The sequence below is a fragment of the Amycolatopsis sp. NPDC114478 genome, from assembly GCF_055633805.1.
The window spans coordinates 1-14,468 of the sequence record NZ_JBVKDO010000013.1 but is presented as its reverse complement, the minus strand read 5'-3'; the positions used below and the strand labels follow the sequence as shown (position 1 = coordinate 14,468).

The window sequence follows — 14,468 nt, the reverse complement described above, 5'->3', positions numbered from 1 at the left end:
AGCCTTTCGGGGAGGGGAGCCGCGGTCAGGCCGCGAAGTCGGTGATGCCGTCGCTGCAGGACTTGAGGTCCGGCTTGCCCGTCGTGTAGTTCGCGACGCAGACCTTGTAGAAGACCCAGCCGCCGTGCGGGACGCTCACGGCCTTGTCGACCTTCGTGCCCTCGCCGCCGGAGTTCCAGACGTAGAACGCCCCGGCGCACGCGCTGGCGCACTGGCCGCTGCCCGAGCCGACCCCGCAGTCGGGCGCGACCCGCTGGTCGGAGCCGGTGTAGACGTAGGTGTCCGAGATGTACCCGCCGAGCGCGGGCACGTAGTCCCACAACGTGCCCGTGCCGTAGGTCCCGGTCACCGACGTGCCGGTCGTCTGGCAGTCGATGGTCACGGACGCGCCGTTCGCGACGGTCTTGACGGCCGTGGCGCTCGCGGTGGGCGCCCGGCGGACGTTGAGGGGGTCACCCGCGGTCTTGACGGCGCCGGTCGCGGCGGCCGGCAACGCTCCTGCCTCGAGCGCGCCACCCACCGCGAGCGCGCCGACCGCCGCGAGCACGATCCCTGGACCGGCCGTACGCCGGAGGTTCGAACGCTTCACGGCGGGAGCGTGACCGGGGCTCGTACACGACTCGTACAAACCGCCCACGGGCCTGCGCAGACACTCCGAATGGATCTAGCCCATGGGGTCGAACGGGCCATAGCATCCGGTCATGGGGGAACTCATCGGGCAGGTTGAGGCCACCTCGCTTACCATCCGCGTCCTCGGACCGCTGGAGGTCACCGCTTCCGGGCGGGTGATCCCGCTCGGCGGGCCGAAGCCCCGGCTGCTGCTGGCCGCGCTGGCGCTGCAGCCGAACGTCGTCGTGTCCGCCGACGTGCTGGTCGAGGTGCTGTGGCCGGAATCGGCGCCGCGCTCGGCCGCGGCGAACATCCGGACGTACGTCCATTCGCTGCGAAGACGGTTCGCCGAGATCGACGCCGACCTGGGCGACCGGATCAGCAGCCGGGCCTCCGGCTACCTGCTGACCGCGTCGCCGGAAGAACTGGACCACCTCGCCTTCACGGCCTTGGCGGGTGAAGCGCGGGAAGCGCTCGACCGCGCCGACGCCGAGAGCGCTCTCAAGCTCCTCGACCGGGCCGACGCGCTGTGGCGCGGCGAAGTCCTCGAAGGACTGCCGCACGACCACAGCTGGGGCGCGACCGTCGCCCGGCTCACCGAACTCCGCCTGTCCGTCCAGGAACAGCGCCTGCGCGCGCGGATCGACCTCGGCCGCGGCGGCGAGGCCGTCGCCGAGCTGCGCGGGCTGGTCACCGAGCACCCGCTGCGCGAAGAGCTGTGGGCGCAGCTGATCGTCGCGTTGCGCGCGGCCGGGCGGACCGCGGACGCCGTCGAGGCCTACGAATCCGCCGAGCGCGTCCTGCGCGAAGAGCTCGCCGCCGAACCCGGCGCGCGGCTGCGCGAACTGCGGGCGACTTTGGTCTCCGAAACCGCGCCCGCCGTGCGCGCGGCGGAGTTCGTCCCGGTCTGCCAGCTGCCGCTGGACCTGCCGGACTTCACCGGCCGCGACGACGTGCTGGGCGAGGTCGTCGGCCTGCTGCGCGAGCGCGCGGACTCCGGCACGCCGTCCGTCGTCGTGCTCTCCGGCGCGCCCGGCGTCGGGAAGTCGGCGCTCGCGGTGCGGGTCGCGCACGCCGTCCGCGACGACTTCCCCGACGGGCAGCTGCACGTCGACCTGGCCGGCACGTCGTCGTCGCCGCGCGCGCCGATGGGCGTGCTCGCCGAACTGCTGCGCGCGCTGGGCATCCCGGACGCCGGCCTGCCGCGGGAGCCGGCGGAGCGCTCGGCGCTGCTGCGGTCACGGCTGGCCGGGCGGCGGATGTGCGTCGTGCTCGACGACGCCGGCAGCGCCGCCCAGGTGCGTCCGCTGCTGCCGGGCGCCGGGGCGTGCGCGGTGCTGGTGACGAGCCGGATCCGGCTGCCCGGGCTCGCCGGGGCGAAGCCGGTCGACGTCGACCTGTTGCCCGAGGCCGAGGGTGCGCGGCTGCTGGAGGGCATCGTCGGCGCCGAGCGGGTGGCCGCCGAACCGGAGTGCGCGGCGGCGATCCTGCGCCAGTGCGGGCACCTGCCACTGGCGATCCGGGTGGCCGGGGCGAAGCTGACGCACCGGCCGGGCTGGACGCTGCGGCTGCTGGCCGACCGCCTGCACGACGAACACCGGCGGCTCGACGAGCTGCGCGTCGGCGACCTCGCCGTCCGCGCGAGCGTGACGTTGTCATACGACCTGCTGCCGATGTCGGCGGCGACGGCGTTCCGCGGGCTCGGCCTGCTGGGGCCGGTCCAGTTCCCGCCGTGGGCGGTCGCGGCGGTGCTGGGCCGCCGGGACGCCGAAGACGTCCTCGACGTGCTGGTCGACGGCCACCTCGTCGAGCTGGTCGGGTCGGATTCGGCCGGGCAGCCGCGCTATCGGCTGCACGACTTGCTGCGCGTGTACGCCGTGGAGCTGGCGGAGCAGAGTGACGCGGCGAAGACGCGTGCCGGCCTCCGGCGGGTTTTGGAGGGCTACCTCGCGCTGGCGTTGGAAGCCGCGGGGCGGATGCCGTTGCACTTCTTCGGCATGTACCGCGACGACGAGCTGCCCCAGCCGCAGGTACCCGCGGACGTGCTGCCGGACGACCCGGCGGCGTGGTTCGCGGCCGAGCGGCACACGAGCGTCGCGGCGGTTTCGCTGGCCGCTTCGCACGGCTTCGACGACCTCGCGTGGCAGCTGGCGTCGGCGCTGACGCCGTACTTCGACCTGCGCGGCCACCAGGACGACTGGCAGAGCACGCACACGATCGCGCTCGAGGCGGCCCGCCGGACGGGGTCGCTGCGCGCGGAGGCGATCGTGCAGCGCAACCGCGGCCAGTACCTGCTCTACCAGGACGAATACGCCGGTTCGCGGGTGGCGTTCGCGGAGTCGAAGGCGCTGTTCGAGCGGGTCGGCGACGCCCAGGGCGTGGCGATCGCGCTGACCGGGCTGGCGACGATCCTGCGCATCGACGGCGAGGACGACCTGGCGCTGGACCACTGCCACGAGGCACTGAAGCTGTTCGCGGAGGAAGGCGACCCGAACGGCGAAGCGGTGGCGCGGCTGGGCGCGGGAGCGGTCTGGATGTCGCGCGGCTGCTACGCGGCGGCGAAGCGCTGGTTCACGGACGCACTGGAGCTGTCGGCGGCGATCGGCGACCGCCACCGCGAGGCCCACGCGTACAAGAGGCTGGGCTTGCTGTTCCAGCACCAGGGCAACCTGGCGGCGGCCCGCGAGCACGTCGACCAGGCGATCGCGATCTTCACCGAACTGGGCGACGACCACTGCGTGGGGTACGCGAACCAGAACCTCGGCGAGCTGTGCCTGCACAGCGGGGATTTCGCGCACGCGCAGCTGCTGTTGGTGAACTCGCTGTCGGTGCACCGCCGCAACGGGGACCGGCGGTCGGAGGCCGAGGTTTCGCAGTTGCTCGGTGAGCTGCACCGGGCGTTGTCGCAGCCGGAGCGGTCTCGGGACTATTCGGAGCGGGCTTTGGCCATTTGGCGGGAGCTTTCGTCGCGGCCACCGGAGGCCGTGGACCCGGTCGAGGAGCGGCCGCACATAGTTTCGGCCTGACGCACAACCTGCTTGTACGGATCATGTACGCCACCCGGTCAACCTTTCGCCACGTTCGAGTGAACGAGTGCGAGAGGAGAACCGGGGATGATCCGGATCATGAAGGCCGGCCGCGTGACCGCGGCGGTCCTGGCCGCCGGGGCGGTGACGGCGCTGGCCGGAGCCCCCGCCCAGGCCGCCACCAGCGCCAGCTGGACCGCCAACCTGTCCACCGTGGACAGCGACGACGTCAACGTCACCGGCGCGGGCGGGACGCTGACCCTAGCCGACGCCGCGTGGCACAGAACCGCGCGCGTCTTCGCGGGCAGCGAAGGCAGCCTCATCACCGCCGAGCACGCGCTCGGCACGCCCGCCAACCGCGTCGACGCGCAGCTGACCGCCGACACGCCGAAGGGCACCTCGGTCGAGGTCGACGTCCGCGGCCGCACCGGCGCCGACGACTGGACCGAGTGGACGCCCGCCGGGACGGCGTTCAAGAGCAGCGTCAGCTCCGTGCAGGTGCGCATCGGCCTGCACAGCGACACCGACGGTGTCCGCCCGTCCGTCAGCGGTGTCTCGCTGAGCGCCGGCAGCACCCCGCAGGTGAACGCGCTCGCCGCCACCGCCGCGTCGACCTACAAGGTCTACGGGACCCGCGAAGGCCTCGTCGGGGGCACCACCGCCAACGGCCACGTCATCACCAGCCACGACCACTTCGTCTCCTTCCCCTCCGGGAAGTCCGTGTCCCCCAAGGGAACCGGCAACTACACCGCCCGCGTCTGCCGCACCGACGGCAGCCGCTGCGAGTACGCGCCGGTGTGGGAAATCGGCCCGTGGAACGAGCGGGACGACTACTGGAACCCGGCGTCGGTCCGCTCGGAGTTCAAGGACCTGCCGCAGGGCACCCCCGAAGCGCAGGCCGCGTACCTGCAGGGCTACAACAACAAGAAGGACGACTCCGGCCGCACGGTGCAGAACCCGGCGGGCATCGACCTCGCCGACGGCGTGTTCTGGGACGGCCTCGGCATGTCCGACAACGGCTACGTGAACGTCAGCTACCTGTGGACCGGCACCGGCCCGACCGGCACGGTGAAGACCGCCGGCGACCCGATGAACGTCCGGGCGAGCGCGAGCACCTCGGCCGCCATCAAGGGGCTCGCGGCGAACTACGCCAAGGTGACCATCGAGTGCTACACCAACGGCGACAGCGTCACCGGCACCTTCGGCACCAGCACGATCTGGGACCGGATCGGCCCCGGCCACTACGTCTCCGACACCTACCTGCAGACGGGTTCCGACCTCCCGGTCGCGCCCCACTGCTGAACCGCGGCTCGAGCGAGCCCCGAGCATCGCGTGGTTGACTGCCCTCACCCCCGCGATAACGCGAAGGCCCGGCGTCCCCCACCGGGCCTTCGCCCTTTCCGCCGTTCCACCACAATGCGAATATCCCGCTTATCGGGACATGAATTCACAACCGTGAACGACTATCCGCCGGGTGTACAAGCGCCAGTCCGTTGTGGAAAACTTCCGGGAACCTGGAGCATTTCCCCACACGGAATGGCGGGCACCTGTGAGCGTTACCCGGAGAACTCTGCTGACCACCGCGGCCGGTGCCGCGGTGGCGGCGAGCGCCAGCACCCCGATGGCCGCCTCGGCGGCCACCCTCGATGCCTCCGACCAGGCATCGGCTACCCGGACGCTCCGCCAAGCGGCCGACTACGCGGTCTCCAAGCTCCGCGCGGTGGCGCCCGGCGTCACCGCGTTTCCGGTCGGCACGAAGTTCGAAAAGTGGACCTATTCGCAGAATGGCGACTGGGTCGGCGGATTCTGGCCCGGCCAGTTGTGGCTGGCCTGGCTGCACAGCGGTGACGAACAATTCAAGACCCTCGCGCTGGCGTCCGCGGAGAAACTCGCGCCGCGCCAGAACGACACCGGCACGCACGACCTCGGTTTCCTCTTCTACCCGTCGTGGGTGACCGCCTACCGGCTCACCGGCGACGAAAAGTGGAAGGCGGGCGCGGTGCAGGCCGCGTCGTCGCTGATCAAGCGGTACAACCCGGCCGGGAAGTTCATCCGCGCCTGGGGTGCGCTGAACGACCCGAACAACGCGGGCCGCGTCATCATGGACACGATGATGAACCTCGATCTGCTGGCCTTCGCGAGCAAGCAGACCGGAGATCCGCAGTACCTCGAAATCGCCGTCGCGCACGCGAAGACCGCGCAGCGCAACTTCGTCCGCCCGGACGGTTCGACCCCGCACGTCTTCGACTTCGACCCGGTCACCGGCGCGCCGATCGGGCCGAACACCGTGCAGGGCTACAGCCCGACGTCGTGTTGGTCGCGCGGGCAGGCGTGGGGCGTCTACGGGTTCACGACGATCCACCGCCGCACCGGCGACAAGGAGTTCCTGACCACGGCCCGGCGCCTGGCGGACTTCGCGCTGTCGCACCTGACGCCGGACCACGTGCCGGTGTGGGACTACCTCGCGCCGCAGGCCCCGAACGACGTCAAGGACGCGTCCGCCGGGGTGGTCATGGCCTGCGGCCTGCTCGACCTCGCCGAGCTCACGCACCGCGCGCAGTACCGCGACGCCGCCCTGCGCATCCTCTCGGCGACCTCGCAGACGTGCCTGACGACGAAGTCGGCGCGGGCCGAGGCGAGCGTCGCGCGCTGCACCCGCAACCGGCCGGCCGAGGACGGCATCGAGGTGTCGCTCCCCTACGCCGACTACTACCTGCTGGAGGGCATCCTGCGGGTGCTCGACCGGGCGAAGGTCGACCGCGCCGTCGACCTGTCGAGCGTCTGACCCCCTGACCGGGGAGGCCGCCACCTCCCCGGACCGTCAGTGCTGGTGGTGCGCGTGCACCTTCGCGTGGCCGAGGCCGCGCCCGATCATCCACCTGTTCACCGGCACGGTGACGACGAACGCGATCGCCAGCGAGAGCACCAGCGCCAGCCAGAAGAGGGAATCGGCGAGGCCGGCGTCCATCGCCCCCGGGATCGCCACGACGACCGTGTTGTCGATCAGCTCCATGACCGCGATCGACACGGTGTCCGCGGCCAGCGCGACCTTGAACGCCGCCGCCGGGGCCAGCCCCGACTTCAGCACACCCCGCATGGTCAGGCCGTAGCCGAAGACGAACGCGAGGACGATCGACAGGACGACGGTCGTCGCGTTGTGCAGGCCGAACGCCGTGCCGAGGACCATGCCGAGCACCTCACCGATCGCACAGCCGGTCAGGCAGTGCAGGGTCGCCTGGATCGCTGTCGCCCACGAAGCTCCGTGCTGTTCGTTCATGCCGGTGACCATACCCTCACGGGGTATCTACGCACGTGTCTCGCACGCCACAATGCGACACGCGCGGACACGGATCGACACGCGCGGTGTCACTCGGGGTAGCCGACACCGCCGGACCAGCGAACTTCCGCCAGAAAGCCACGAGGTAGAACTCACTTCCGTAACCCTTTGCGCACATCCCGTTGACCACCGTTACGCGGGGCCCTACCTTCCCCCTTGGTCTCCACCGTGCGCAGACCGATCGAAAGTCCTGAGGATTGGGTGGGGATGCGAGGGCCGACGAAGACGTTCCGGCTGGTCGCGACGCTGCTGCTGGGTGCAGCGCTCGCGCTCGGGGGCTGCTCGGAACAGCTGGGCAACACGCCCGGGCCGGCGCCGACGCGGATCGCGTTCGTGCCGAAGGTCGACGGAATCCCGTACTTCCAGGCCATGAACACCGGCGGGCTCGAAGCGGCCAAGCAGCTGGGCGTGCAGTGGTCCACGGTCGGCCCCAAGACCGTCGACCCCGACGAGCAGGTGCGCATCGTGCGCGACCTGATCGCCAAGAAGACCGACGTCATCGTCGTCGCGCCGAACGACCCCGCCGCGCTGGCGCCGGTGATCGCCGAGGCCCGCGCGAAGGGCATCCACGTGCTCACCTCGGACACCGACGCGCCGGGCACGCAGCGCGAGGTGTTCGTCAACCAGGCCACCGCCGCGGGCATCGGCACCGCGCTCACCGACGCGCTGATGAAGCGGACCGGCAGCACCGGCGAGTACGCGATCGTCTCGTGCGGACCGGCCGCGGCGAACCTCAACACCTGGATCTCGGTCCAGAAGGAGTACGCGGCCGAGCACTACCCGAAGGCCCGGCTCGTCGAGACGCTGTACGCGGGTGAGGACCAGGACAACGCGACGAACCTCGCCAAGGAGCTGATGGCCCGCCACCCGGACCTCACCGGCCTGGTCGGCGAGTGCACGACGTCCGCGCCCGGCGTCGCGAAGGCCGTGCGCGAGCAGCAGAAGATCGGGCAGGTGTTCACCGTCGGTGTCGGGACGCCGCAGGCGATCAAGCCGTACCTGCTCGACGGCTCGTGCTCGCAGTCGGTGCTGTGGAACGTCGAGTCGCTGGGCTACCTGACCGCGTGGACGGCGAAGCAGATCGCCGACGGCAAGGCGCTCCAGCCGGTCAACAAGGTGAGCCTGGAGTTGCCGGCGGTGAAGTACGACGCCGCGTCGAAGACCGTCCTGCTGGGCGATCCGCTGCTCATCACCGCCGACAACGTCGACCAGTTCAAGTACTAGCGCACGTCGATCGTCACCGTCGCGGTGCTCGTCGCCGCGGGGAGCTTGGTCGTGTCGACCGCGAGGTACTCGCCGTCGTCCTGGCGGCCGTCCGGCAGCGTCTTCGGGTGCAGCGCGTACGGCGGCGCGGCGTTGGTGACGCCGTCGATGCCGAAGTCGTTGTCGTTGCTGATCACGAGCGTGCGGCCGCCGTCGGTCGTCGCGACGCCTTCGACCTTGTCGTGCCCGAAGAAGCCGCCGCTCGGGTCCAGGCCGGTGACCAGGGCGCCGAGGTCCAGGTACAGCTTCTTGCTCACCGGCGTGATCCCGGCCGCGGCGAGGTCCTTCGTCGCGTCGGCGGTGCTGTCCTTGCCGACGTAGGCGTCGATGCTCTTGCCGCCGACCAGCACGCCGCCCTTCGCGGCGTCGTACCCCGCGGCCTGCGGGCCGACGTCGGTGGCGCCGGTCAGGTCGATCTCGTACAGCTTCTTGTACGCGCCCGGTTCCGGCTTGCCGTCGCGTTCGTCGACGAGGAAGCGCGTGGCCGAGAGCGCGGTGATCTCGCTGACCGCGGTGCTCGTGGTGGCCGGGTCGTCGAGCAGGTAGAGGTACTCGTGGGTGGCGCGGGTCCGCAGGTCGACTGTGACGATCCGCAGCGTGGTGACGTTGCCCGGCTTCTTCGTCAGGTCGGGCTGCTGCAGCGCGGACTGCATGACGCCGACGAGCGTCCGGCCGTCCGGGGTCAGCGCGAGGCCTTCCATGCCCTTGTTCGGCACGCGGTACTTCAGCTCGGCCGGCAGCGAGCCGTCGAACGGCGAGAGGCGCTCGATCGCGCGGCCGTCGCGGCCGAAGTGGGTGATGAAGGGGCCGTATTCGTCGGAGACCCAGAAGGTCCCGTCCTTCTGCGCGACCAGGCCTTCGGAGTCGTAGCCGTTCGCGGACTTCGGCAGGACGTTCCCGTTCAGGTCGACGATCTTCTCGCCGGTGTCGGCGAGCGGGCTGACCTGGCCGTTGTACGGGGTGCCGTCCGCGGCGCGCAGCGGGATGGCCTTCTCCAGCACGGCTTTCCCGTCGTGGAGCCGGAACTTCCCGATGGCCGGGGTGAAGGCGGGCAGCGGTTCGATCTTGCCGCCGCCGGGCGCGTCGACGTTGGGGCCGCGGTCGGTGAGGCCGTAGACCTCGTCCTTCTCGCCGGGGACGGGGGTGAGCGCGGAACCGTACGCGCCGCCCGTGATCGCCACGCCGCCGATCGTGGCGAGCGGCGCGAGGTGGGTCGGGTACAGCTTCACGGCGTCGGAAACGGTGTACGTGAAGGAATCCCGGCCGGTGAAGCCCGGGGCGGGCGTGTAGTGGAGGGTGCCGTCGGCACCGAGGTCGACGGTCCCGTGCGCGGCGGCGGTGTGCCGGACGACGGCGGTGCCGCGGTCGTTGCGGAGCACGTCCGCGGTCAGGGTCCGCCCGGCCTTGGTCCGCAGGTGGTCGTCGTGGGCCCGCGGCCCGCGGTCGTGCGCTTCCGCCGGACCGGCGGCCAGTGGCAGGGCCAGCACCCCGGCGACCAGGGCGATCGTTACCCGCTTCATCCCGTTTCTCCTCCTCCGGCGCGTGGACCGCGCCGGAGGAGGAGTCTTCGTGGCCGAAGTGGACATCGGCTGGCTTCGAGACGACCAGGGCGTTAACGGTGCCGGCGGGGTCAGCGGTGCCGTCGGGCGTGGGCCGCGGCCGCGCCGCCGCCCAGGACCAGGATCAGGGCCGTCAAGCCCCAGCGGCGTTGCTTCCCGACGCGCACCGCCGTGTCCTGGACCACCGGCGCCGGCTTCTTCGTCGGCTGCGCGTGCCACTTCGACGGCGGCGCGGGCGGCTCCACGGCCCTCGGCGCCGGCGTGGCTGCCGGCGTCGGAGTGGGGGTGGGCGTCGGGGTCGGGGCCACCGCCGCCGGTTGCTCCACCGGCGGCGGCTGCGACGGCGGTGGCGGCTCAGGCGACGACGACGGTGGCGGCTCGGGCGACGGTGTGCTCGAGGACGGCGGCGACGTCGTGGGTTCCGGCGACTCCGCGATGGTCGTGGGAGGCGGCGGTGGGGGCGGTGGCGGTGGCGCCTCGGCGAGGCACCCCGCCGCGTCCCCGCTCACCAACGCCGGCCCGGTCGCCACCTCGACCGCCGGGCCCGAGCCGTCCCGGGGCAGCCGGTACGTCACGCTCCGGCGCCCGACCCGGTTCGCCGTCGCGTAGATCGCGTCCGGCGCCAGCACGACCGATCCGTACGCTCCCCCGCGCGGGAACCGCAGCCCCGGCACCACCTCGACCTTCCCGGTCGACGGGTCCAGCGTCACCACCGAACTGTCGCCGCGCGAAGTCGTCGACACCCCGTACAGCAGACCGGAAGCCGAGTCGTACGCGAAGTCGTCCACGCCCACCGCGAGCGACACCGGCCGCAGCGCCGTCCGGTGCACCACCCGCACGTAGTCCGCCGACGCCGGGTCGATGTCCACTGTGTACAGATCGCTGTCCTGCCGGACGTACCAGCGGTTTCCGGCGACCGCGCCGGCCGTCGCGCCGGTGACCTGGCTCCACACCGGACGCTGCGCGCCCGCGCGGCCGACCACGCCGAGGTCCGTCACCGCCCCCGACGCGTCGATCCGGACCGCGTGCGAACCGTGGTCGTACCGCCCTCGGCGCGTCCCGTCGGCGACGCCGTAGACGACGTCCTGCGACGCCGAGTAGCCCATCGCGTTGATCCAGTACCCGGCCTGGGTCAGGCGTTTCGTGGTCCCGCTGGGCAGGGACAGCAGCCGCAACGTCGTCGGCGCGCCTTCGCGTTCGTTCTCCGCCTGCAGGATCGTGCACTCGCTCGGCTCCTGGGCGGCGGCCGGATGCCGCGAGGGCGCGAGCCAGCCCGTCGCCGCCAGCACCGCCGAGACCGCCGCCGCCGCGCCGAGCATCGCCGCCCAGCGGGCCCGCGTGCCGGTCAAGCCAGCCGGTCCAGCGCGCCGCTGAAGGCCTCCGCCGGCACCTTCGCGCCCCCGCTGAACGGGTTCTGCAGCTGGTAGATCGCGAACAGCAGCAACGTGATCGTGCCGGCCAGCGTCGAGACGATGATGATGTGCGCGGCCAGCCGCGTGCCGCCGAACAGGTTGGGCAGCAGGATCGCGGTGATCAGGCTGCCGAGGATCAGCGCGAACCAGACGACCGCGCCGACCCCGCCGCCGCCCGCGTTGTTCAGCCGCTGCGTGCGGGCCTGGTAGACCGCCCAGAGCTGGTTGCTGGCCTCGGTCTTGCGGTCGATCTGCCAGTCGCCGTCGACTTCGGCGGCCGCGACGGCCTGGCGCATCTGGTCCAGCTGCGTCCAGCCCGTGGCGGCGATCTCGCCGCCGTCGGCCAGCCGCGGCCACTCCTGCTTCTCGACGGTCTGCGCGTAGGCGACGGCGAGCTGGTGCACGCGGTCCTTCGTCTCGGCCGGCAGCGCGTCGGCCGCCCACGTCGCCGCGACCAGGCTGTCCGCTTCGGTCTGCGCGTCCTGGCTCGCCGAGCCGACCGAGTCGAACAGCGAGATGAGCACGAACGCGACCAGCACCGCGTGCAGCCCGCCGACGATGGTGAACACCTGGCCCGCCGCGTCGTTGTTGTCGGGGCGCCCCTCGTCCCAGCCGAACCGGCGGACCAGGTACGCGATCACGCCCCCGACGACGGCCGCGCCTGCCACCCAGAGCCCGCCGGCCACGAAGATGTTCATCCACGTCCTTTCGCACCCGCCCGACCCACCGCCGGATCGCTCAAGTTAGCCACCCATTTCCGGACGGACAACCAGGAATTGTTCGGTTCATCCGAATGGCCTCACCCAGGCCGCGACCATAGCCGGTTCGGCGCAGTCGACCGGCGCCGGGGTGGCCGTCGCGGCTCCCCATCGCGACGGCCGATTCCCCTTATGCGCAAGGATTTTCACGACCGGGTGACGGCCGCGGACGGCGGGTGATGAACAGTCGGAGCCCGACACGGGAAAGTGCCCGAAATGGCCGGAAAGCAACCGGGTGATCGCGCCGCTGACTCGATCGTGTCATTGTGCGCGCGGACGCCGTTGCTATGTTGATTCTTCGTTGCCAGTCTCGGGCAATTCCGGCTTCCGAATGATGGGGTGGTTTTCGCTGTGACCGTCACCGACCCGGTGGACACCGACCAGGCACCACAGAGCCTCGGCCGGGCCGCGGCCCGCACCCTGGCCACCACGACCAAGTCGGTCCCCCAGATGCAAGGCATCTCCTCCCGCTGGCTGCTCAAGATCCTCCCCTGGGTCGAAGTCTCCGGAGGCGCCTACCGCGTCAACCGCCGCCTCTCCTACTCCGTCGGCGACGGCCGCGTCACCTTCACCACCACCGGCACCGACGTCCGCGTCATCCCACCCGAACTCGGCGAACTCGCCCCCCTACGCGGCTACGACGACGACGACGTCCTCACCGAACTCGCCGCCCGCTTCACCCAGCACACCTACCACCCCGGCGACGCCCTCGTCGAATTCGGCTCCCCCGCCGACCAGGTCTTCCTCATCGCCCACGGCAAAATCACCAAAACCGGCACCGGCGCCTACGGCGACCACACCGTCCTGGGCACCCTCGCCGACGGCGACTACTTCGGCGACCACACCCTCATCCAGCGCGACGGGATCTGGGAATTCACCGCCAAAGCCGTCACCACCTGCACCGTCCTGACCCTCCCCCGCCCCGCCTTCGACGACGTCCTCGCCCGCTCCGACACCCTGCAAACCCACCTCGACGCCTACATCGCCGACGACGCCACCGCCCGCAACGACCACGGCGAAGCCGAAATCTCCCTCGCCTCCGGCCACGACGGCGAACCCACCCTGCCCGGCACCTTCGTCGACTACGACGCCCAACCCCGGGAATACGAACTCTCCGTCGCCCAAACCGTCCTCCGCGTCCACTCCCGGGTGGCCGACCTCTACAACCAGCCGATGAACCAGATCGAACAACAACTCCGGCTCACCGTCGAGGCACTGCGGGAACGCCAGGAACACGAACTGATCAACAACCCCGGGTTCGGGCTGCTGCACAACGCCGACTTCGCCCAGCGCATCCCCACCCGCACCGGCCCACCCACCCCCGACGACCTCGACGAACTGCTCGCCCTGGTCTGGAAAGACCCCGCCGTGTTCCTCGCCCACCCCAAAACGATCGCCGCGTTCGGCCGGGAATGCACCAAAGCCGGGCTGTATCCCGACGCGGTCGACCTCGGCGGGCACCACGTCCCGGCGTGGCGGGGGGTGCCGATCCTGCCGTGCAACAAGATCCCCGTCTCCGACACCCGCACCAGCTCCATCCTGCTCATGCGCACCGGCGAACAAGCCCAGGGCGTGGTCGGGCTGCACCAGACCGGACTGCCGGATGAGTACCAGCCGGGGCTGAACGTGCGGTTCATGGGCATCAGCGAACAAGCGATCATCTCGTATCTGGTGTCGGTGTATTACTCGGCGGCGGTGCTGGTGCCGGACGCGTTGGCGGTGCTGGAAAGCGTCGAACTCGGCCGGGAGGCGTGATGGCGGAACCGGCGACCCCGCCCCGCAAGCCCGACGCGGAACCGCCGCGGCCCGGGCCCGGCCTGCCGCCGTCGGTGTTCGGGCCGACCGGGCTCGGCACCGCCGCCGCCCGCGTCGTGCCCCGGCCCGCCGCACCCGAACCCGATCGGCGCGTGAACCCTTGACCGTCACCGAAGAACAGCTGTCGCTGGGCGTCAGAGCCGCGCGGACGCTGACCACCACGACCAAAACCCCGCCGCAGATGCGCGGCATCACCACCCGCTGGCTACTCACCCAGCTCCCCTGGGTCGACGTCCCCGCCGGCAGCTACCGCGTCAACCGCCGCCTCACCTACACAATCGGCGACGGCAAAGTCTCCTTCTACACCACCGGCACCCGCGTCCACGTCGTCCCCGCCGAACTCACCGAACTCGAACTCCTGCGCGGCTTCGCCGACGAAACCGCACTGGCCGCACTGGCCGACGCGTTCGAGCAACGCGAATACGAACCCGGCGCCACCATCGCCGACGCCGGCACACCCCTGGACACCCTGTTCCTCCTCGCGCACGGCAAAGTCACCCAGCACGGCCGCGGCGAATACGGCGACGACGTCACCCTCGGCACGATCACCGACGGCGACCACTTCGGCGCCGAACTCCTCACCCGCAACGACGCCACCTGGCCCTTCACCGCCCGCGCCGCCACCCGCGTCATCGCGCTCGTCCTGCCCGCCGACGCCTACGCCCGCCTCAACGGCCGGTCCGAACCGC

12 protein-coding genes are annotated in these 14,468 nt (G+C 71.3%); 7 read left to right on the top strand and 5 right to left on the bottom strand.

The window, feature by feature from the left end; genetic code table 11:
* Window positions 1–25: 25 nt before the first annotated feature.
* The gene (locus ACZ7OH_RS31210; protein WP_470284098.1) at window positions 26–589 is read right to left on the bottom strand and encodes a hypothetical protein; all 564 of its coding nucleotides are present in this window, start codon (window positions 587–589) and stop codon (window positions 26–28) included.
* Between the two features lie 112 nt (window positions 590–701).
* On the opposite strand from ACZ7OH_RS31210, the gene ACZ7OH_RS31205 reads away from it, so the two are divergent.
* The 3 genes from ACZ7OH_RS31205 (at window position 702) to ACZ7OH_RS31195 (ending at window position 6,420) form a co-directional block, all read left to right on the top strand.
* On the top strand, window positions 702–3,635 hold the full coding sequence (locus ACZ7OH_RS31205; RefSeq protein ID WP_470284097.1) for an AfsR/SARP family transcriptional regulator: 2,934 nt from the start codon (window positions 702–704) through the stop codon (window positions 3,633–3,635).
* Between the two features lie 87 nt (window positions 3,636–3,722).
* Window positions 3,723–4,937 (top strand): hypothetical protein, encoded by a 1,215-nt coding sequence (locus tag ACZ7OH_RS31200; RefSeq protein ID WP_470284096.1) that lies wholly within the window; start codon window positions 3,723–3,725, stop codon window positions 4,935–4,937.
* 247 nt (window positions 4,938–5,184) lie between these two features.
* On the top strand, window positions 5,185–6,420 hold the full coding sequence (locus ACZ7OH_RS31195) for a glycoside hydrolase family protein (protein ID WP_470284095.1): 1,236 nt from the start codon (window positions 5,185–5,187) through the stop codon (window positions 6,418–6,420).
* 36 nt (window positions 6,421–6,456) lie between these two features.
* Here ACZ7OH_RS31195 and ACZ7OH_RS31190 read toward each other — a convergent pair whose 3' ends face one another.
* Window positions 6,457–6,912: a DUF4396 domain-containing protein gene (locus ACZ7OH_RS31190; protein ID WP_470284094.1), complete on the bottom strand. Its 456-nt coding sequence runs from the start codon at window positions 6,910–6,912 to the stop codon at window positions 6,457–6,459.
* 261 nt (window positions 6,913–7,173) lie between these two features.
* Here ACZ7OH_RS31190 and ACZ7OH_RS31185 point away from each other — a divergent pair, with 261 nt between their 5' ends.
* Complete coding sequence (locus ACZ7OH_RS31185; protein ID WP_470284093.1) at window positions 7,174–8,196, top strand: autoinducer 2 ABC transporter substrate-binding protein; 1,023 nt, start codon at window positions 7,174–7,176, stop codon at window positions 8,194–8,196.
* Here ACZ7OH_RS31185 and ACZ7OH_RS31180 read toward each other — a convergent pair.
* The 3 genes from ACZ7OH_RS31180 to ACZ7OH_RS31170 form a co-directional block, all read right to left on the bottom strand.
* Window positions 8,193–9,755, bottom strand: a complete 1,563-nt coding sequence (locus tag ACZ7OH_RS31180; RefSeq protein ID WP_470284092.1) for an esterase-like activity of phytase family protein — start codon at window positions 9,753–9,755, stop codon at window positions 8,193–8,195. The two genes, ACZ7OH_RS31185 and ACZ7OH_RS31180, sit on opposite strands and share 4 nt — an antisense overlap.
* Window positions 9,756–9,865: 110 nt before the next feature.
* Window positions 9,866–11,143: a DUF6923 family protein gene (locus ACZ7OH_RS31175; protein ID WP_470284091.1), complete on the bottom strand. Its 1,278-nt coding sequence runs from the start codon at window positions 11,141–11,143 to the stop codon at window positions 9,866–9,868.
* Window positions 11,140–11,904, bottom strand: a complete 765-nt coding sequence (locus ACZ7OH_RS31170; protein WP_470284090.1) for a bestrophin-like domain — start codon at window positions 11,902–11,904, stop codon at window positions 11,140–11,142. Before ACZ7OH_RS31170 ends, ACZ7OH_RS31175 begins: the two co-directional genes overlap by 4 nt.
* A gap of 411 nt (window positions 11,905–12,315) precedes the next feature.
* Between ACZ7OH_RS31170 and ACZ7OH_RS31165 the strand changes: the two genes are divergently transcribed.
* The 3 genes from ACZ7OH_RS31165 to ACZ7OH_RS31155 form a co-directional block, all read left to right on the top strand.
* Complete coding sequence (locus ACZ7OH_RS31165; protein ID WP_470284089.1) at window positions 12,316–13,719, top strand: family 2B encapsulin nanocompartment shell protein; 1,404 nt, start codon at window positions 12,316–12,318, stop codon at window positions 13,717–13,719.
* Entirely contained in the window at window positions 13,719–13,883 is a 165-nt protein-coding gene (locus tag ACZ7OH_RS31160; RefSeq protein WP_470284088.1) for a hypothetical protein, read from the top strand. The genes ACZ7OH_RS31165 and ACZ7OH_RS31160 overlap by 1 nt, the downstream gene beginning before the upstream one ends.
* On the top strand, window positions 13,880–14,468 hold a 589-nt coding region (locus ACZ7OH_RS31155), incomplete at its 3' end, for a cyclic nucleotide-binding domain-containing protein (protein WP_470284087.1). The genes ACZ7OH_RS31160 and ACZ7OH_RS31155, both read left to right, overlap by 4 nt.